The organism is Paracoccus sp. MKU1 (assembly GCF_001447385.1).
GTDB lineage: Bacteria > Pseudomonadota > Alphaproteobacteria > Rhodobacterales > Rhodobacteraceae > Paracoccus.
Genome location: NZ_LLWQ01000192.1, coordinates 1 through 18,784, shown reverse-complemented (window position 1 = coordinate 18,784; position 18,784 = coordinate 1). Strand labels below are relative to the sequence as shown.

17 protein-coding genes and 1 pseudogene are annotated in these 18,784 nt (G+C 63.0%); 9 read left to right on the top strand and 9 right to left on the bottom strand.

The window, feature by feature from the left end; genetic code table 11:
* Positions 1-48 precede the first annotated feature (48 nt).
* Entirely contained in the window at positions 49-1,497 is a 1,449-nt protein-coding gene (locus AQY21_RS16010) for an NAD-dependent succinate-semialdehyde dehydrogenase (RefSeq protein ID WP_058098615.1), read from the top strand.
* A 79-nt stretch (positions 1,498-1,576) separates the two neighbouring features.
* Here the strand turns inward: AQY21_RS16010 and AQY21_RS27965 are convergent.
* The 3 genes and pseudogenes from AQY21_RS27965 to AQY21_RS15995 all read right to left on the bottom strand — a co-directional run.
* Positions 1,577-1,804 (bottom strand): annotated as a pseudogene (locus AQY21_RS27965) (transposase); the annotation flags it as partial.
* Positions 1,805-2,075: 271 nt separating this feature from the next.
* Positions 2,076-2,651: a peroxidase-related enzyme gene (locus tag AQY21_RS16000; RefSeq protein WP_058098613.1), complete on the bottom strand. Its 576-nt coding sequence runs from the start codon at positions 2,649-2,651 to the stop codon at positions 2,076-2,078.
* A gap of 19 nt (positions 2,652-2,670) precedes the next feature.
* Positions 2,671-3,603 carry an MDR family oxidoreductase gene (locus tag AQY21_RS15995; RefSeq protein WP_058098649.1) on the bottom strand — a complete coding sequence of 311 codons (933 nt, stop codon included), beginning with the start codon at positions 3,601-3,603 and terminating at the stop codon, positions 2,671-2,673.
* 201 nt (positions 3,604-3,804) lie between these two features.
* On the opposite strand from AQY21_RS15995, the gene AQY21_RS30255 reads away from it, so the two are divergent.
* The 6 genes from AQY21_RS30255 (at position 3,805) to AQY21_RS15965 (ending at position 11,548) form a co-directional block, all read left to right on the top strand.
* On the top strand, positions 3,805-4,140 hold the full coding sequence (locus AQY21_RS30255) for a hypothetical protein (RefSeq protein ID WP_152988257.1): 336 nt from the start codon (positions 3,805-3,807) through the stop codon (positions 4,138-4,140).
* Positions 4,141-4,483: 343 nt separating this feature from the next.
* Positions 4,484-5,125: a ceramidase domain-containing protein gene (locus tag AQY21_RS15985; protein ID WP_058098612.1), complete on the top strand. Its 642-nt coding sequence runs from the start codon at positions 4,484-4,486 to the stop codon at positions 5,123-5,125.
* A gap of 183 nt (positions 5,126-5,308) precedes the next feature.
* Complete coding sequence (locus AQY21_RS15980) at positions 5,309-5,491, top strand: hypothetical protein (protein ID WP_152988256.1); 183 nt, start codon at positions 5,309-5,311, stop codon at positions 5,489-5,491.
* A 19-nt stretch (positions 5,492-5,510) separates the two neighbouring features.
* Positions 5,511-7,196: a recombinase family protein gene (locus AQY21_RS15975; RefSeq protein WP_058098611.1), complete on the top strand. Its 1,686-nt coding sequence runs from the start codon at positions 5,511-5,513 to the stop codon at positions 7,194-7,196.
* Positions 7,197-7,424: 228 nt separating this feature from the next.
* Positions 7,425-8,549: a protein adenylyltransferase Fic gene (gene fic / locus AQY21_RS15970; RefSeq protein ID WP_203416539.1), complete on the top strand. Its 1,125-nt coding sequence runs from the start codon at positions 7,425-7,427 to the stop codon at positions 8,547-8,549.
* Positions 8,550-8,905: 356 nt separating this feature from the next.
* Positions 8,906-11,548 carry an AAA family ATPase gene (locus AQY21_RS15965; RefSeq protein ID WP_058098610.1) on the top strand — a complete coding sequence of 881 codons (2,643 nt, stop codon included), beginning with the start codon at positions 8,906-8,908 and terminating at the stop codon, positions 11,546-11,548.
* Positions 11,549-11,618: 70 nt separating this feature from the next.
* On the opposite strand, the gene AQY21_RS15960 is transcribed toward AQY21_RS15965, so the two are convergent.
* The 5 genes from AQY21_RS15960 to AQY21_RS15940 form a co-directional block, all read right to left on the bottom strand.
* Positions 11,619-11,786, bottom strand: coding sequence for a hypothetical protein (locus AQY21_RS15960; RefSeq protein WP_203416537.1), 168 nt, complete (start codon positions 11,784-11,786; stop codon positions 11,619-11,621).
* A gap of 119 nt (positions 11,787-11,905) precedes the next feature.
* Positions 11,906-13,120 (bottom strand): IS256 family transposase, encoded by a 1,215-nt coding sequence (locus tag AQY21_RS15955; RefSeq protein ID WP_058098608.1) that lies wholly within the window; start codon positions 13,118-13,120, stop codon positions 11,906-11,908.
* Positions 13,065-13,646 (bottom strand): cation:proton antiporter, encoded by a 582-nt coding sequence (locus tag AQY21_RS30250; protein WP_203416535.1) that lies wholly within the window; start codon positions 13,644-13,646, stop codon positions 13,065-13,067. Before AQY21_RS30250 ends, AQY21_RS15955 begins: the two co-directional genes overlap by 56 nt.
* 48 nt (positions 13,647-13,694) lie before the next feature.
* Positions 13,695-13,967, bottom strand: coding sequence for a co-chaperone YbbN (locus tag AQY21_RS15945; RefSeq protein WP_255374810.1), 273 nt, complete (start codon positions 13,965-13,967; stop codon positions 13,695-13,697).
* Between the two features lie 3 nt (positions 13,968-13,970).
* Positions 13,971-14,678, bottom strand: a complete 708-nt coding sequence (locus AQY21_RS15940; protein WP_058098606.1) for an IS6 family transposase — start codon at positions 14,676-14,678, stop codon at positions 13,971-13,973.
* Positions 14,679-14,850: 172 nt separating this feature from the next.
* Here AQY21_RS15940 and AQY21_RS15935 point away from each other — a divergent pair, with 172 nt between their 5' ends.
* The gene (locus AQY21_RS15935; RefSeq protein WP_152988255.1) at positions 14,851-16,971 is read left to right on the top strand and encodes a UPF0149 family protein; all 2,121 of its coding nucleotides are present in this window, start codon (positions 14,851-14,853) and stop codon (positions 16,969-16,971) included.
* 157 nt (positions 16,972-17,128) lie between these two features.
* On the opposite strand, the gene AQY21_RS15930 is transcribed toward AQY21_RS15935, so the two are convergent.
* Entirely contained in the window at positions 17,129-18,025 is an 897-nt protein-coding gene (locus AQY21_RS15930) for a LysR family transcriptional regulator (protein WP_238986804.1), read from the bottom strand.
* A 340-nt stretch (positions 18,026-18,365) separates the two neighbouring features.
* On the opposite strand from AQY21_RS15930, the gene AQY21_RS15925 reads away from it, so the two are divergent.
* A partial coding sequence (locus AQY21_RS15925; protein ID WP_058098603.1) for a TetR/AcrR family transcriptional regulator occupies positions 18,366-18,784 on the top strand: 419 nt, incomplete at its 3' end.

Below are 18,784 nucleotides of genomic sequence, written 5' to 3'. Positions count from 1 at the left end.
ATCACACCGCCGGATCTCACCTCGCACCAGCCAACAGCGGAAACCGCAATGATTGACCTGAACGATCCTTCGCTGCTGACCGGCAGCGCCTTCATCAACGGCTCATACGTCTCGGGCGACAAGGTTTTCAGCGTGACGAACCCAGCCACCGGCGAGGAACTGGCACAGGTAGCCGATCTGGGCATTGCCGAGCTTCGCCAGGCCATCGACGCCGCCTATGCCGCGCAGAAGCCCTGGGCCGCGCGCACCGGCAAGGATCGCGCAGCCCACCTGCGGCGCTGGCACGACCTGATCCTGGCCAACCAGGAGGATCTGGCCCGCATCCTGACCGCCGAGATGGGCAAGCCCCTGGCCGAGGCGCGGGGCGAGATCGCCTATGGCGCGTCCTATGTCGAATGGTTCGCCGAGGAGGCCAAGCGCGTCTATGGCGACACCATTCCCGGCCACATGCCCGACAAGCGGATCATCGTGCTGAAGCAGCCGGTGGGCGTTGTCGGCGCGATCACGCCCTGGAACTTCCCCAACGCCATGCTGGCGCGCAAGATCGCCCCGGCGCTGGCCGCGGGCTGCACCATGGTCGCCCGGCCCTCGGAACTGACGCCGCTTTCGGCGCTGGCGCTTGGCGTTCTGGCCGAGCGCGCGGGCATCCCGGCAGGGGTCCTGAACATCGTGCCCGGCCTCGATGCCGCCGGCATGGGGGCCGAGCTTTGCGCCAATCCCAGGGTCGCGAAGATCACCTTCACCGGCTCGACCCGCGTCGGCAAGATCCTGATGCGGCAGGGGGCGGACACGATCAAGAAGCTGTCGCTGGAACTGGGCGGCAACGCGCCGTTCATCGTCTTCGACGACGCCGACCTGGACGCGGCGGTCGAGGGCGCCATGGCCGCCAAGTTCCGCAATGCCGGCCAGACCTGCGTCTGCGCCAACCGCATCTATGCGCAGGTGGGGGTGCATGACGCCTTCGTCGAAAAGCTCGCGGCCCGCGTCGCAGCACTGGCGGTCGGCGACGGCCAGGCCGACGGTGTCGCGATCGGCCCGCTGATCAACGGCGCGGCCTTGGCCAAGGTCGAGGACCACATCGCCGACGCCCGCGCCCACGGCGCGACCATCGCCACCGGCGGCGCGCGCCATGCGCTTGGCGGCAGCTTCTTTCAGCCGACCGTGCTGTCCGGCATGACGCCCTCGATGAAGATCGCGCGCGAGGAGACCTTCGGCCCCGTCGCCCCGGTCTGGCGCTTCGAGAGCGAGGCCGAGGCGATAGCCCTGGCCAATGCCAGCGAATTCGGGCTGGCGGGCTATTTCTACGCCCGCGACCTGTCCCGCGTCTGGCGTGTGGCCGAGGCGCTGGAGGTCGGCATGGTCGGCGTGAACACCGGCCTGATCTCGACCGAGGTGGCGCCCTTCGGCGGCGTCAAGCAATCCGGCCTCGGCCGCGAGGGCAGCCGCTACGGCATCGAGGATTACTTGGAAATCAAATATATCTGCCTGTCGGTCTGAAAGGTTGATTGTGAGCCGACGTGAAAAAATCGCTCTGACGCAGATTTGGGACAATTCCGGCATGCCCAAGGGTCAGGATTCATAACCAGTAAATGACGGTTTCGGCGAGGGCGATGGCGGAGAGGAATGCCTTCGGACAGCGGTCATAGGGGGTTGCCACGCGCCTCCAGTCCTTGAGCCTGCCGAACATGATCTCGATACGATTTCGCCGCTTGTATCGGCACTTGTCGTATCTGACGGGTCTCTTGCGTTGCTTTCACCCGGGGATGCATGCGTATATCCCTTTCTCTTTCAATGCGTCTCGGAACCGGAGCAAAGAACAAGACGAGGATGCCAGTTTCGAGGGCGGGCAGGGCCAGAGACGAGGCACTCAGAAATGCGATGCCCCCCGGAAACCTGGCCCGCTGCATCGCGTAACCGACGAGGATCAGGAAGAAGAGCGGCCATAGCGAAGTCAGTATGTCGCTCATCCGGTCTCGGGTTCCTTGGTGTGGATCAGGCCGCCCGGATGGCCGGGCAGACCCAGGATCATGCAAGGCTCTGAATATCGCCTTCCGGAGTCCCGGCAGGAATGCGGTCTACCGCCCCATGCTGTAGAATTCATCATTGGGACGCATGCTGGTGACGTTCGCGAGCCGGTTCGACATGCCAAAGAAGGCCGAGATTGCCGCGATGTCCCACGCGTCCTCCTCGGTGAAACCGTGCGATTTCAATGCTTGCAGATCATCCTCACCCACCTCCTGCGCCCTTTGCGAGACCTTGACGGCAAAGTCGATCATCGCCTTCTGGCGCGGCGTGATACCTGCCTTGCGATAATTCACGGCGACCTGATCGGCGATCAGCGGGTTCTTGGCGCGGATGCGCAGGATGGCGCCATGAGCCACGACACAATACTGGCATTGGTTGAGATTGCTGGTCGCCACCACGATCATCTCGCGCTCAGCCTTGCTGAGATTGCCGGGCTTGTCCATCAGCGCGTCGTGATAGGCGAAGAACGCCCGGAACTCGTCTGGACGATGCGCAAGCGTCAGAAAGACGTTCGGGACAAAGCCCGACTTCTCCTGCACCGCCAAGATGCGGTCCCGGATGTCGTCGGGCATCTCTGCCATGGTTGGGACCGGAAAGCGGCTGATGGCGGGTTGGTCTTCGGTCATTTCATTTCTCCAGAGAGTATCAGAGATCATTGATCGGAACGATGACGCGACCACGCACGGCACCGGCGATGAGTTGTTCGGAAACGCCGATGGCATCTTCGATTGCGATGCGGTTTGTCATGGCGTCCAGCACGCTTGGGTCGAGATCCTGGCCAAGGCGCCGCCAGGCTTCGCGCCGTTCGGCGGGCGGGCACATGACACTGTCGATGCCCGCCAGCGTGACGCCGCGCAGGATGAAGGGCGCGACCGTGGCTGGGAAATCCATGCCGCCTGCAAGACCGCAGGCCGCGACCACGCCCCGGTATTGCATCGAGGCGCAGACATTGGCCAATACGCGCCCGCCCGCCACGTCTACGGCGCCCGCCCATTGCTCGCGGCCAAGCGGCTTGCCCGGTTCGCTGAAATCGGAGCGCGGCAGGATGCGTTTCGCGCCCAGACCGGTCAGATAGTCTGCCTCTTCGAGGCGGCCTGTCACCGCCACGACGTGATAGCCCAGTTTTGCCAGCACCGCGACTGCGACGCTGCCCACGCCCCCGGCGGCGCCCGTCACCAGCACCTCGCCGCTGTCGGGAGTGATGCCGTGGCGCTCCAGCGCCATCACGCACAGCATCGCGGTATAGCCCGCGGTACCGATGCTCATGGCCTGGGCGGGGGTGAAGGCGGGCTCCAGCGGGATCAGCCATTCGGCCTTCACCCGGGCCAGTTCGGCCAGCCCGCCCCAATGCACCTCGCCGACGCCCCAGCCGTTCAGCACGACCTTGTCGCCGGCCCGGAAGGCGGCGTTGTCCGAATGCTCCACCACGCCCGCGAAATCGATGCCGGGCACCATTGGAAAGCGCCTGACCACCGGCCCCTTGCCGGTGATCGCCAGCGCATCCTTGTAGTTCAAGGCTATTTCGAGGACGACAAGAACCCCGATCCCGCGAAGGTTCACTGGGTCACCAAGTTCCAGAACCTCCTGACGAACTCGAAGACCGAGCAGGCTGCCTACGACTTCAAGCAGGGTTTCTACACGCTCAATGCCAACCCCTCGTTCGACGAGGGTTCGTTCGACAAGATTATCGAAACCTGTGCCGCCATCGCAAACATCGGCAAGGGGCATAAAGGCTACGTCCTCGTAGGCGTTGCCGAGAACGCCGCGACGGCGGCTAGAGTGCAGGATGTGTTCGGAGTCCAATCTCTGACCTATGGCGGCTTCTACGTGACCGGCGTGGAGCACGAGGCTCAGCACTCCGGGAAGAACCTGGACCAAATGTTCCAGGACATCACCGACCGGATCAGTCGGTCTGCTCTGTCGGAGCCTCTGCGCTCCTACGTCAACTCCCATGTGAAGTGCGTCCAGTATTTCGACAAGACGATCTTCGTTTTCGAGGTTCTCGGCCAAGGAGACCCGTCCCACGTCGGCACGAGATGGCCGGAACGCCAAGGTACACAGGTGAAGGACGTAACCCCCGACCGGATGGGCGCTCTCTTCGACCGCTTCAAGTAAGTCGCCTGAAAGCGGTCCGGATCGTTGGGGCCGCTTCTACTTCAGGCCTTCCGCTTCGGCTTCCTCGGTGTCGCATCGGCCAGGCCTTGGCCGCAATGGATGGATGGCCCAAGAGCCGTCCCGGATCCGCTGCCGTTCGCTATTGGCGCAGCGAACGGCAGTTCCCCGCCGAGTGCGACGATCCACCTTCACAACAGCGGAGCACTTACCTTCCTTCGCCTGGGTCCGTATCCTGCACGGGGACGATGAGCCTGGATGGACGACAATGGATGATCACGGATATCGCCTCGCGGGCACTGCGCCCCGCATAGCTACATCCTGACCTTTGTTCGAAAGGCCTCCGATGACCTGGCTTTCCCCTGTCGACACCTATTGCGAACGGACCGGCCCGGATTACTGGTCCGAGCCGATCAATGCGCTGACCAACCTCGCGTTCCTGATCGCCGCCCTTGTCCTTTGGCCACGGCTACGTGGGCGGGAGATGGCGATGGGCCGGGTGCTGGCGGCGCTGTTCGTGATCGGCATCGGGTCGTGGCTGTTCCACACCCATGCCAACCGGCTGACCGGGCTGATGGATGTGCTGCCCATCGTCGCCTTCATCCTGCTCTATGTCTTCGCCGCCACCCGCGACTATTTCGGAGCGCGCCCCTGGCTCGCCGCCCTGGTGACGGCGGGCTTCATCCCCTATGCCGCCGCGACGGTGCCTCTGTTCTCGACGATCCCCGGCCTCGACTCCTCGGCCAGCTATGCGCCGGTGCCACTGCTGATCCTGATCTATGCGGCTCTGCTGCGCAAACGCCTGCCCGAGACGGCGCGCGGCCTCGCCATCGGCGCCGGGATCCTGATCGTCTCGCTGACCTTCCGCACGCTGGATCAGCCCCTGTGCGGCACCCTGCCCTTCGGCACGCATTTCCTGTGGCATGTCCTCAATGCGGTGATGCTCGGCTGGATGATCGAGGTCTGGCGCCGGCATAGGTTGCGCTGAACCCGGATTCCGGCAAGTCATTGTGCGACGCCGGAACCCGCTGCCCTACGCCACCCCGCCCTGTCGCACCCCGGCCCATGCCATTCGCCGCCGATTATTCCACAGCGATTTCCATTGCTTATGCGGATTTCGGCGCCGATGTTGGCGATTATGTCCTTGCCAGCTTCCCGAACCCAGGCCACGATGACGCGGAGCGAACGCGAGGCGCTGCTCGACGCCCTGCTGCTCGGCGAGCCGGAACTCGGCTTCACGCCCCGCGGCAATCCCGACCCGCGCCTCGTCAGACTGGTGCGCCTGCTGGGCAGACAGGCCGCCAGAGACAATTTCGAGGTGCAGAGCAAGACCAGGGAACCCGGCGCCTCCTGATCCGACAGGGAGTGCCGCCATGAAGGTTGCCGTCTACGCCCGTTATTCCTCCGACCAGCAGCGCGATGCGTCCATCGCCGATCAGTTCCGCATGTGCCGGCTGCGGGCCGAGAAGGAGGGCTGGCGGGTGGTGGAGGAATATTCCGACCATTCCATCTCCGGCTCCAGCATGATCCAGCGTCCCGGCCTCCAGGCGCTGATCCTGGATTCGACGCGCGGCCGCTTCGACCTGGTGCTGGCGGAGGCGTTGGACCGGATCAGCCGCGATCAGGAGGACATCGCCGGCATCTACAAGCGCATGCGCTATGCCGACGTGAGGATGTTCACCCTGTCCGAGGGCGAGATCAGCGAGTTGCATGTCGGGCTCAAGGGCACGATGAACGCGCTGTTCCTCAAGGATCTCGCCGACAAGACCCGGCGCGGGCAGCGCGGGCGCGTCGAGGCGGGCAAATCCGGTGGCGGCAACTCCTATGGCTATGACGTCGTCAAGAAGTTCGACAGCAACGGTGAACCGATCCGCGGCGACCGGACCATCAACCCGATCCAGGCTGAGGTCGTCCGCCGGATCTTCCGCGACTATGCCGCCGGCAAATCTGCCAAGACCATCGCCGTCGCCCTGAACAGGGACGGCATCCCCGCGCCGTCGGGCGGCGCCTGGGGCTTCAGCACCATCAACGGCAACCCGAAGCGTGGCAATGGTATCCTCAATAACGAGATGTATGTCGGCAGGATCGTCTGGAACCGCCAGCGCTTCGTCAAGGATCCCGATACCGGCAAGCGCCAGGCCCGGCTCAATCCGGAAGAGGACTGGGTGATCCAGGAGGTGCCGGAACTGCGCATCCTCGACGACCCGCTGTGGAACGCCGTGAAGGCGCGCCAGAAGGACAATGCCGTCGCACGGGACGCGCGCGGCGTCGCCGATGTCCGCACGGTGAACCATCGCCGCCGCCCCAAATACCTGTTCTCGGGGCTAACCAAGTGCGCCTGTTGCGGCGGCGGCTATTCGGCGATCTCGAAAGACCTGATCGGCTGCTCGACCGCGCGCAACAAGGGCACCTGCGATAACCGGATGAACATCCGTCGCGATGCGCTGGAATCGCGGGTGCTGAACGCACTGCGCACCCGCCTTGTCGATCCCGATCTCTTCGCCGAGTTCTGCGACGCCTATACGAGAGAGACCAATCGGCTGCGCATGGAAAGCGGCGCCGGAATCGACAAGGCCGAGGCCGAGTTGAAGCGGATCGCCCGCGAGGAGGAGAAGCTGATGGATCTCTACATGCGGGACGCCATCTCGATCGAGGCGGTGAAGGAGCGCGGCGACAAGCTGCGCGCCCGCAAGGCGGAGCTGCAGGACTTCCTCGCCACGACCGACGGGCCCCCGCCCCTGCTGCATCCGTCGATGGCGCTGCAATACCGGGCACGGGTCCAGCAGCTCTACGAGACGCTGCAAGGCGACGACGAGGCACAGCGCATCGAGGCGGCGGAGATCATCCGCTCGCTGATAGACCGGATCGTGCTGACGCCGGGAGAAGACCGGATCGAGATCGACGTTCAGGGCGATCTCGCTGGAATCCTTACGCTTTCGGCGCAACGCAAAAACCCCGCGGCGGATGCAGCGGGGTCGCAAGTAAAGATGGTTGCGGGGGCGCACAACCAACGATACTTGCGATTGGTCGAGCAGCAAATCCCGAAGCTTGCTGCATAGCATAACACACTGTTCTATATAGATCAATTTATTTGCCGGCCGTCCCCGTGACAGATTTCCACGCGATCTGGTTTGCTGCCGCCATTTGCTGATGCGTGCAACTGGCCTTTCCCGAATGCGCGTCAGGCTGCTGCCGTGCCACTTGCACCACAGGCCACGTGTCGATACATAGAATAAAAATCGACACGTAATCCCGGCCTGTCGATGACATCGACACGTCAGTCCCGCATGTCGATCAGAAAGCAGGTGATCGACATGACCTTCCGTCCGGACCGCCCGTTCAACGACCTCCCTGCCCTGCCGCCCGCACAGGACATAGAGACCAAGCCCGTGCTGAAGGCCTGCATCGAGGCACGGGCCGCTCTGGCGGAGCTGCGGGTCTCCGGGCGGATCATTCCCAACCAAGCGGTGCTGATCAACTCCATCCCCCTGCTCGAAGCCCAGGCGAGTTCTGAGATCGAGAACATCGTCACCACCACCGACCGACTGTTCCGCTTTGCCAATGATACGGGCGGTCAGGCCGACCCGGCGACCAAGGAGGCGCTGCGCTACCGCACGGCCCTGAACCGAGGTTTCGGGATGCTACAGCAGCGCCCACTCTCGACGGCCATCGCGGTCGAGGTCTGCCGTACCATCAAGGGCGTGGAACTCGACATTCGCAACACGCCTGGCACCGCCTTGATGAACGACGCCACCGGCACCGTGATCTACACCCCGCCGGAAGGCGAAGACCTGCTGCGCGCCAAGCTAGCCAACTGGGAGCGTTATATCCACGAGGCCGAGGACACCGATCCGCTGATCCGCCTCGCGGTGATGCATTATCAGTTCGAGGCCATCCACCCCTTCGTCGACGGCAACGGCCGCACGGGGCGGGTGCTGAACCTGCTCTATCTGGTGGACAAGGGATTACTGGATATCCCGGTGCTCTATCTCAGCCAGCACATCATTCAGAACAAGGCGCTCTACTATAGGTATCTGCTGGAGGTCACGACCCACGGGGCTTGGGAACAATGGCTGTTGTTCATGCTCGAAGCGGTCAGGGCGACAGCCCAATGGACGACGATGAGGATCCAGGCGATCCGCGACCTGCTGGAGCAGACCGCCGCGCGGATGCGCCAGAACCTGCCCAAGGTCTATTCCCGCGAACTGGCCGAACTGATCTTCGTGAACCCCTATTGCCGGATCAGCGATCTCGTCGATTCTGGTGTAGCCAAACGCCAGACAGCGGCGGTCTACCTCAAGGCGATGGTCTCTGAAGGACTGCTGGAGGAGGTGAAGGTCGGGCGCGAGAACCTCTACATCAATCCCGACCTGCTGGCACTTCTGTCGGAACGAGGTCAGGCAGAGGCCTGACCTCGTAGCAGTTGCATGCTCAGGCGGGTTCACGATCGAGAAGCTGCTCTAGGACCGTTCGCATGCACGGCCCGGCATCTACGGGCTGGATGATGTCCGGGAATGCTGCATGCTCGCCCCGCTGGCCGCGCGCCCACGCGGAATTTCTTCGCAAAGATGATGGCGCGTTCAACAGGCACCGCCTGACTGGCCAACTCCGAAATGCTGGTCGAACGCGTCCAGAACGGATGAATTCGCTTCCGATTGCCACAACTTACGCCCAGATGAACCACGCGATAAGATGGAGTCTGCGTGGCAGTGCCGCGACTCGCCGAGCAGAGTGCCGGCTTGGGGCTGGGAATCAGGAGGGGGAAGATATGGCCGCCGAGCCGATTGACGATATCATTGCCTGGTCGGCGAAACTGTCGCCGTGGCGGCAGGACTGCCTGCGCCGCCTCGCGATCTCAGCAGAGCTAAGCGAGGATGACCTCGGCGAGTTGATGGCCCTCGTCAAATCGTCGGGCGGATTACCGCTTGAAAAAGCTCCTCCTGCGCCGATGCCGTTCGAGAAATCGCATTTCGGTGGTGGCAAGCAGCAGCCGGTCGTTCTCAAAGGGATTGCGAACGTCGAGAATGTGAATCGGCTTGTGCCAAAGGCCGCTCTCACCTTCTGCCCAGACAAGTTGACAGTGATCTACGGGCGCAACGGCAGCGGAAAGAGCGGCTTCGTGCGAATCCTTCGCACGGCATGCCGAACTCGCGTCGAGAACCCAGCCAAGCTTCGCGTCCTTGCCGACGTCTATGGAAGCGAATCCGGGGCCCAGTCGGCGGACATCCTCATCGATGCGGGCGGAACCGAGACGACGGTCGCGTGGACACCGGGAACGGCGGCAGCGCCGGCGCTGATGCAGGTCGCGGTGTTCGACAGCGCGTCAGCCCAGCTTTACGTCGACGGTGGCAATCAGATTCGGTTTTTGCCGTTCGGCCTTGCCCTTCCGCATCGGCTCAACAGCACCTGCCTAACGCTGAAGGAACGCCTCGAAAGCGAGCGCGCAAAGGCCGTGGGCGACAAGGTCGCTCTCACCGCGATCGCATTCAATTCCGTCCGCAACACCGCAGCGCAGGCGTTCGCTGGATCGATCACAAAAGCCACAACCACCGACGCCATTGAAAAAGCGACGATCTTCTCGCCGGCGGATCAGGCGCGCCTCGACGAGGTGACGCGCGTCCTAGCCGCGGGTGCCGCGGCCGCCGCCGACATATCAGCGTTAGCCATTTGGTCCGAGGCTCTCGCCAAGGAAACGGAAACAGCGCTTGCCGCCCTCAGCGACACGGCATTAACCGCCTTTGCTGCTCTCAAGGGCACGGCGGTTTCCACCCGCGAAGCTGCCGAAGTGGCCGCCGGGGCTATATTCACCGACGAGCCATTGCCCGGCGTCGGCAGCGAAACCTGGCGCGTCATGTGGAAAGCCGCCAGGGATTATTCGCTCAAGGAGGCTTATCAGGACTCCGACTTCCCGGTCGTGGAGAACGGCGATGCGGCGGCGGCCTGCGTGCTATGCCAACAACCGCTGGAGCCAGGGGCAGCTGACCGCATGCTCCGGTTCCGTGCTTACATGGACGACGCCCTCGACACCGCAGCGACCGCAGCGGAAAAGGCGGTTGCCGATGCAAAGGCGGAACTCGCCGAGTTCAAGCTGTTCCACGCTGCCGACTATACGGATCGAACCGAGCAGGTGCGCCAGCGCAACGCTGAGCTCGCGGACACTCTTACCGCCTTTGGCGTGGCCATTGTTGCGCGGCGGGCGGCCGCGCTCACGCGACTTGCGGGTGAGGACGGCGTGCCCCCCGCCGCCCTTGTCTCTCCACTCGACGCACTTAAGGCGTTCACGACGACGCTCCGCGAGGAAAAGGACGCCCTGACAAAGGCCACCGATGGCGACGAGCGGGCGAAGCTGGCCGACGAAAAGGCCGAGTTGGAAGACCGCAAGGTCTTGGCGCCGCATCGTGCGAAGCTGCTCACACGGCGCGAATTGCTCGTCTCCGACGCGGCCTATGCAGCGGCGCTTGTCGAGGTGCAGACGACGGGCATCACCAAGCGCGCCAACGAGCTTGTCGATACCCATCTCACCACTGCGGTCGTCGACCGGTTCAAAGCGGAACGCGATCACCTCGACATCACACACTTGAATATCGGCCTCACCCGCAAGAGCAGCCAAACCAAGGCTGAGTTCGATGTCGACCCGCAAACGAAGCTGACCAAGGTCACCTCCGAAATCCTCAGCGAAGGCGAGCAGCGCGCGCTCGCACTCGCCGGCTTCTTGACTGAAGTGGCGCTGACCGATAGTTCGGGAGCGGTCGTAATCGACGATCCCGTGTCCTCACTCGATCGAGAGCGCTGCGCGCGCGTCGCGCAACGGCTCGCTGACGAAAGCCTCAACCGTCAGGTAATCGTGTTCACGCACGACATCATCTTTTTCAACGAACTGTGCCAAGCCGCCGATGGGCGCGGCATCGAGCCGGTCACGGTCGCGCTATTCAGCGACAAGAAGGTGGCGGGGCGCATCGACGCGAGCGGAGTCAGCTGGAAAGGCGCAAGGGTCAGCAAGCGGCTCGGGCGCATCAAGGATGCTTTCGCACCACTCACAAAGCTCCATGCGACCAGTCCCGCCGACTATGAGATGGCGGTCAAGAACCTCTATGGTCGGCTTCGCGACACCTATGAGCGGATCGTGGAGGAAATCATCTTTTGCGACATCGTTCAGCGCGGCGTCGATGCCGTCCAGACGCAGAAGCTGCGCATGGTGCATCTCTCACACGCTCTGGCGATCCGTTTCCACGAGGGCATGACGAAGGCCAACACGCACAGTCACGATAATCCGGCCGCTGAGACTGTTGCCGTTCCTGAGCCAGGCGAGTTCTTAGCGGACATCGCTTTCGTGGAAGAGTTGATAAAGGATCTGAAGGCCGAAAGTCAGGCGACCGAAGCTGCCAGGCCCCAGATGAAGGCCAAGGCTTAGCGGCTCAGGTGCGCCACATTTGTCCGATCGCTGGCAGGCCGGCAAACCCAAGATCAACTCGGTACCGATGTCATCCGCCGCGCTCGAGGTCGACGATATTGGCGAGCCCGGCTGATGCGAGCGGCGCCGCGAGGGCGCGAATGCTGCGGTGGTGCGTGAAGAGCAGGACCTGATTAGCCTTACCGAAGTCGGCGAGCAGGTCGAGCGTCGCTTTGCTTCGGTCATCGTCGAAATGCACGAGAATATCATCAGCCACGAACGGCAGGGGTTCGGTCGCGCCTGCGTAGTTTTCGAGGCTAGCCGGGAGTATCCGAAACTCTGTGTATCTGACCGGGCCCATGCGGTTTTCAGATACGGTCAGGCGTCGAAACGCCCTGCGAACATTATGGCCAGCTGATTGCGGGCCGCAACCCATTCCCGGACGGCGCGGCCGCCCTTCTCGAAGTTGCGGATGGCCAGGAAGATCAGCTTCGTGGCAGCCTCCTCGGTCGGGAATGAGCCCTTGGTTTTCAGCGTTTTCCTCAGCACCCTGTTCAGTGATTCCACTGCGTTGGTGGTGTAGATGATCTTCCGGATCGCGGCACTGAATGCATAGAACGGCGTGACCTCGGCCCATGCCCGGCGCCAGGCCGGGGCGATGGACGGGTATTTCCCGCCCCATTTATCTTCGAAGGCGTCCAGTTGGCGGGCGGCCTCCTCGGCGGTCGGGGCCTCGTAAATCGGGCGCAGGTCGGCGGCCACGGCCTTGCGGTCCTTCCAACTGCAGAAATTCATCGAATGCCGGATCAGGTGAACGATGCAGGTCTGGACCGTCGTCTCGGGAAAGGCTGCGGTGATGGCCTCGGGAAAACCCTTCAGCCCGTCGACGACAGCGATCAGGATGTCCTGGACCCCGCGGTTGCGCAGCTCATTCATCACCGACAGCCAGAACTTGGCGCGCTCATTGTCGGCGATCCAGAGCCCCAGAACCTCGCGATCCCCGTCCCGGGTAACGCCCAAGGCGATGTAAACGGCCTTGTTCTTGACCATCCGGCTGTCAGCATCGCGGATCTTCACCCGCAAAGCGTCAAAGATCACAATGGGATACATCCGGTCCAACGCCCGGTGTTGCCATTCCCGGACCTCGTCCAGCACGGCATCGGTGACGCGGCTGATCAGGTCGGCCGAGACCCGCAGCCCGTAAAGATCCTCCAGATGCGCCTGGATGTCGCGCACCGACAGCCCGGCGGCATAGAGCCCGATGATCTTGTCGTCGACCCCGTCGATCCGGGTCTGGCCCTTCTTCACCAGCTCCGGTTCGAAGCTGCCGGCCCGGTCTCGGGGCACCGAAAGCGGCACCTCGCCGTCCGAGCCCTTCACCCGCTTCGTCGCAACCCCGTTCCGGCGGTTCGCCTGTTCGGCTGGCGGCTCAGCACCGGCCTCATAGCCCAGATGTGCTGTCAGTTCGGCGCCGAGCATCCGCTCCATCAGCCGGACCTTCAGTTCCTTCATCAGACCGGCATCGCCAAGCAGATCCTCAGGCCGCTTGCAGCCCTTCAGCAGTTCGTCCAGCAGTTCGTTCGAAATCGTCATCGTCCTTGCTCCTCTCAGGAAGCATGGACCAGATCACCGATACACAGAAGATCGGACACTCTCGACCGAGATCGCCATCCGACCCGCCGGAGACCCAAGCGCATTCGCCCCCGCAAGCACCTTGAGGCACATGGCTGTGGATGACATCGCAACGGCCCCGCCGATGAGGATTGCGGAAACTGATGCGAGATCGAAGACCAAACTCGCTACCAACGAAACCGTTATCGTCGTGACTGAAACCTGTACAGCCCCAAGACCGAAGACATGCTTCCTGAGGTGTTACGAGCTTCTCGAAGGAGAATTCCAGACCAAGCGCGAACAGCAGGAGTACGACTCCGATTTCGCCAATACTGCTCAGGGCAGCGCTCTCCGCAATCAGGCCGAGGCCAGCGGGTCCAATGACTATACCGGCAAGAATGTAACCGACGATGCTAGGCACGCCAATCCGTGAACATATCGTCACGAGTACGAACGCGGCGCAAACCAACAAGGCCGCACTTTCGGCAAATCCAGTCACGCCATGCATGTTCTTCTCCTGATATCATGTCGCAGGAAAGGCCAATACCTGTATTCTCTAAACGTGCGACCGCGCCCACTGCGCTATCTGCGCGGCAGGCATTACACCGCTCGTCCTCGCGATTTCCTTGCCGCCTCTGAAAAGGATCATGGTCGGAATGCCGCGGATGCCGTAGCGCCCCGCGATCTGCTGTTCGGCTTCGGTATCGAGCTTGCCGAGGCGGACATGGGGTTCGAGCGAACGCGCCGCCGCCTCGAACTGCGGTGCCATGACCTTGCATGGTGCTGTCAGACTAATGCAAACTCGTCTCAGCGTACGCCAGAATGTCAACCTTCAGGCCGTGCCGAGTTTCCGCCACTCGGCGAGAGCGGCGGTGCGGCTGGCCTTGAAATGAGCTCGTTTCGAGAGGCTGCGATCCTGATTGAAGTGGTTGGAGACGGACGAATGCACGGCGACGAACTTCTGCAAACTTCGCATGCGGCGGAAGCGTAACATCGCCCGCTCTCGTCGTCGGAACGGAAGGTGTGAGTTCTCAGCGCGATTGTTCGCGTGCCGCCCGCACTCCTGTTTGTCCTCGACCCTCATCTCACGCAGCGCAGCGCCGTAGGTACGGAGGCGATCCGTGACGATCGTCTCCGGCGAGCCATAACGGCGCATCAGCTTGCGCAGAAACCGCATCGCAGCCCGGCGGTCACGGGTCTTCGTCACCACGGATTCGAGCACCTCGCCCTCATGATCAACGGCGCGCCAAAGATAGTGCGTGCGGCCGTTGATCTTCACGAAGACCTCGTCCAGGTGCCATCGCCACTGCCGGCCGGTCCGTAGACGTGAGGCTCGCTGGCGCCTAATCTCAGCGGCGAACAATGGACCGAAGCGGTTCCACCAGAAGCGGACGGTCTCGTGGCTGACGTCGATCCCACGCTCGTGCAGCAGGTCCTCGACGTTGCGGAGCGACAGCGGGAAGCGAACGTAGAGCATGACAGCCAGTCGGATGATCTCCGGTGACGTCTTGAAGTAGCGGAAAGGCGATCGCTGGGTCATACTGGCAGGCTATGGCGGCCCCTGCCCTCCCGGCAACCGGTTCTTCTGACAGCTCCGTCGGACCTGTTCTGGGCCAATAAGTGCCGCTCTCAGTGCTCGCGTCGGTGACAATCCCACGGACAGCGAATAGGCTGCGAAAAATGGAAGGGCGTGATTCAGAAAGTAGGGATACGTGTCGGAAGGACCGATCGAGACAGCATTGGCGGAACTGTCGCGGCTGCAGGACGATGATAGCGCGCGCGGCGAGATTCTCGACCGCGCAAGCTTTACGATGCTGCATCGGCCTGCATTGGGTGGGCGTCTGGTCGCGAAGCTCTGCGCCACGGAGGAGAGTGCCCCGGAGCTGGAGCCACTCACCGTATTGCTGGCATCGGCACTGGGTGCCGCACGTATCGCTAGGGAGAACCGAAAGAAGCGAGGTGATACCTTTCTAGAGGCCGTGGCGGATGCGGTCGAACTGGCTTCTGGCCAGGGGCGCCTGAGCCCCTTCCACCGCCTGCTCCTTGCAAGCGCATGGACCACGAACGGACTGCCCGCACCCACATCTCTGGAGGTTTCTGCCGCCGATATGATGCTCGCAGCGCCCAGTCCTGCCCCGCAGGATCGTGTCGCGGCGGAGGCGGCGCTGGAAGATCTGTTCCGCAGTCTGATCGAGCAGACCGAAGGCGATGCGCTCGCGCTGCATGCAGCGCTGACCGAGACGTTCCCGGCAATGCCGTCGGCAATGCGTCAGCATGTCATTGCATGGTCGGTTGGACGATCGGAGCCGATCCACGCGAAGCTGGCATGTTTCTGGCTGCTCGATCCGTCAGCGCAGATCCGCGCTGCGGCTGCACGGGCGCTGAGCGAACGCGCCACCGCCGGCACGCTGTCGGAAGAGGTTGCAGGCAAGATGGTGATCCTGCGCAGCTGGATGCCTCAGGACGAGGCCCGCGCCTCGGTGGACAAGGCATTGAAACTCGCCAAGCGGTCGGGTCTGGCTACCGGCGCGTCAGCCAAGCCGTGGACTATCCATTCGGTCATGGCCACACTGCCCGATGGCGGCGGCGCGCAAAGCCTCATGATCGCGCTGCAGTCGGGCGGCAGCCGCAAGACCGCGATGCTGCTCTTCAAGCAGGGCTACGGGGTCAAGGACGCCTACACCGTGCCCTGCAAATCGGCGAACGAACAGAAGGCGCTGTTAAGCCGCATCAGCCAGGAGACCGGCGCGGTCAAGGTGCCCCTCTCCTGGCTCGAAGGCAGCCTCGCCATGGCGCTGGCCGATGGCCTTGCAGCAGGGTTGCCCCCGGCCGCGGGGCTCATCGAGGTGGCGGAACTTTGCGGCCTCGATAAGCTGCGGCCGGAAGCGGTCACGACCGAGGCCTTGATCGCGGCGCTGCCCGTCGCGGAACGCATACGCGGTCTCTCGGCTCAGGCGCGAGGCAAGCTGATCAATGCCAGCGAGGGCTGGTGGGATCGCCATGAGATCGTCCAGAGCTGGTTCGAGGAAGGTGATCATGCGCATGAGGTGCTCGAGGGCCGCCACAACCCGCGCGCGCTGGACGCGGCGCTCTGGCGATGGCTCGAGACCCGGCGCGACTTCTGGGCGCGGCTTGTCGCGCGGGCGGCAGATGTGCTGGCCGCAAGCGACCACCCGGACGCCGCCAGCTTCACGGCCACGGCAATGGCGCTCCTCGAAGGACGCGATCTGAAGAAGATCCCGGTCATGGCCGATGTCCACGACCAGACAATCGAGGCGTGGGTGTTCGACGATCCGGACGTGGATCAGGATGCCACGCTTGAGGAATGGGTGGAAGAGGCGGAGGCAGATTCGCCAAAGTCGGAGCGGAAGGGCGAACTGGCGCGCCTCGTGAAAGGCTCGGCGATCACGGCGGACTGGATCGACGGGTTCCTGATGTCGGTCACCATCGCGCCGAAGGTGATCGCGCCGAACAGGTGGCTACCCGAGATCCTCGGCAGCGCCATTGGCAACCTCACGTCGGATAGTATCCAGCGCTTCGCCGATCTGATCCTGATGCGCGCGAACGCCTGCGTGGACCAAGCGAAAGAGGCTGCGGAGTTTTCAGCGGCGATGTCCGGGCGAAGCGAGATGGCCATGCGGGACTGGGCGGCCGGGTTCAGTTATGCCTGTGGGCATTTCCGATCATCCTGGCCCGCGAAGTCGACCGGCCCGGATGATCGGGCGATGATGCAGCGCGTTGCCGATGCGATGGCCACGGGCTTCAGCGGTGCCGAGGTGAAGGCGCTCAGCCAGTGGATAGCCGCGCGCCATGATCGAAACTGCGGTTCCTGAAGCCCGCGACTTCCGCCGAATTTCGTTCGGTGGGGGGAACGCAGGAGTTCTTGTGCCACGCATCCTGCGGAGCTGAGGCTTCCCGTCGGCGCTGAAAGTGGTGCTGTATGAGAGGAATCGCAACGGAGGCACACATTTGGAAAGCGACGATGTCCCCTCAGGCGTTCGGTTGTAATGTTGACGAGGTTTTCCCCATCGCTCGAGCCATGCTCAACAGGCGCCTGCAGGCCGGATTATCGTTTCTATCCGACCAGACCATGCTGAAGGGCAGCACTTCATCCGCCAGTTGCCGGAATGCGATCCCCGGAAACTGCCCAACGGTGGTGGCTTCGCTTGTCAGCGTTAGCCCCCGACCGACGGCTACCAGCGACAGGATATTGTCGCGGCCCACCTGCTGGGATTGAATGTCAGGGTGATGACCGAGACCCGCAAGGTGAGCAACCAGATAGTCGTGGATCTCCTGGCCCGGTGCGACATCGCTCACGATGAAGCGTTCACCTGTCAGATCAGGCCATTCGAGTTCGGCTTTGGCGGCCAAGGGATGGCCAGCAGGCAGCACCACGAAGACCCGTTCGCACCAGAGATGCTCCGTTTCGCAGCCATCCCAGGGTGCCGTTCCGGTTATGAAAGCGATGTCCAGATCCAACTGCCGGACGGCAGCGACGTGCTCGGACGGATTTCCATCTATAAGATCGACCTGAACGGTCGGATGGCGCGTCCCGAACCGTCGCAGGAGGTTAAACAGAAATCCCGACGCCAGCGAGGAAAATATCCCGACCTTGAGCAGTCCCTGGTCAGCCCGACCGACTGCGGCAACCTTGGTCACGCCGATGTCGATCTGCCGAAGAGCATGCCGGGCGCTGCGCAGAAACTCCTGCCCGGCGACCGTCAGCCGCACCCCGCCCGAATGTCGTATGAATAGTGAGGCACCCAATTCATCCTCAAGGTCGCGGATCTGGCGGCTGACCGACGATTCATTGATGGCGAGCGCGATTGCTGCCTTGCGGAAACTTCCTTGGTCCGCCGCTGCAAGGAAATGCCGCAGCTGGCGCAACCGGATTGTGTTCTTACCGGCGCTGCCCTCGACAATACGCGCGAGGACGGAGCTACCAGATGGGGCGTCCCTGTTCCGGCGCGCAGGCATGACGCATCATCCCGAACCGCAGTCGGCTTCTGGCCGGCGTTCGGTCGCGGCCTGCCGGCGAAGGCGACGGCGCGTGCCACAAGAGAGGCGCGCACCATGATGCCCAGATTCGGACGCGACCATCTCCCCTCCTCTCCGCCTCAAACTGAATGTCATTCAGTTCTTGGAATGGTGCTGCTTGACAACGGGTCCGTCAACGAAAAAAATAAATCACATTCAGTTTTCACGCACAGTTGCAGCAGGGATCCCGATGGCTCGGCCCAGGAAGGAGCAGGAACTTGATATTCCTCGCCGCGCGGTCGAGGAAACGATCCGCCTGCTGGCACAGCAGGGCGACTTCGGTGTTCCACTGACGGCGGTGGCACAAGCCGTGGGATGCACGGCGCCGGCCCTTTACGGCCATTTCCGTAACAAGAATGCTTTGCTGCGCGCGGCACGTGATGAAGGCTTTGGACGGCTCTACAATGAGAAGTTCGCGGTTTTCGAACAGATGCGAGGCGATCCGTTCGGCTATTTGCGCGATGGCAGCTATGCCTATGCGCGCTTCGCCCTGGAGAACCCCACTCTGTACCGGCTGATGTTCTCACCGCCCCCGAAGCTTGGGGTGAGCGATGATCCGTGGTCAAGCGAAGCCGGTCGTCAGGTCCTGAGTCTGCTGCTGACAGGCCT

Bases quoted from the DNA above. Each gene is read 5' to 3' on its own strand.
- AQY21_RS15980 (WP_152988256.1), top strand. From the start codon at position 5,309: ATGACGCGGAGCGAACGCGAGGCGCTGCTCGACGCCCTGCTGCTCGGC.
- AQY21_RS15975 (WP_058098611.1), top strand. From the start codon at position 5,511: ATGAAGGTTGCCGTCTACGCCCGTTATTCCTCCGACCAGCAGCGCGAT.
- AQY21_RS16010 (WP_058098615.1), top strand. From the start codon at position 49: ATGATTGACCTGAACGATCCTTCGCTGCTGACCGGCAGCGCCTTCATC.
- AQY21_RS30250 (WP_203416535.1), bottom strand. From the start codon at position 13,646: ATGCATGGCGTGACTGGATTTGCCGAAAGTGCGGCCTTGTTGGTTTGC.
- AQY21_RS15985 (WP_058098612.1), top strand. From the start codon at position 4,484: ATGACCTGGCTTTCCCCTGTCGACACCTATTGCGAACGGACCGGCCCG.
- fic (WP_203416539.1), top strand. From the start codon at position 7,425: ATGTCGATCAGAAAGCAGGTGATCGACATGACCTTCCGTCCGGACCGC.
- AQY21_RS15940 (WP_058098606.1), bottom strand. From the start codon at position 14,678: ATGACCCAGCGATCGCCTTTCCGCTACTTCAAGACGTCACCGGAGATC.
- AQY21_RS15965 (WP_058098610.1), top strand. From the start codon at position 8,906: ATGGCCGCCGAGCCGATTGACGATATCATTGCCTGGTCGGCGAAACTG.
- AQY21_RS15955 (WP_058098608.1), bottom strand. From the start codon at position 13,120: ATGACGATTTCGAACGAACTGCTGGACGAACTGCTGAAGGGCTGCAAG.
- AQY21_RS16000 (WP_058098613.1), bottom strand. From the start codon at position 2,651: ATGACCGAAGACCAACCCGCCATCAGCCGCTTTCCGGTCCCAACCATG.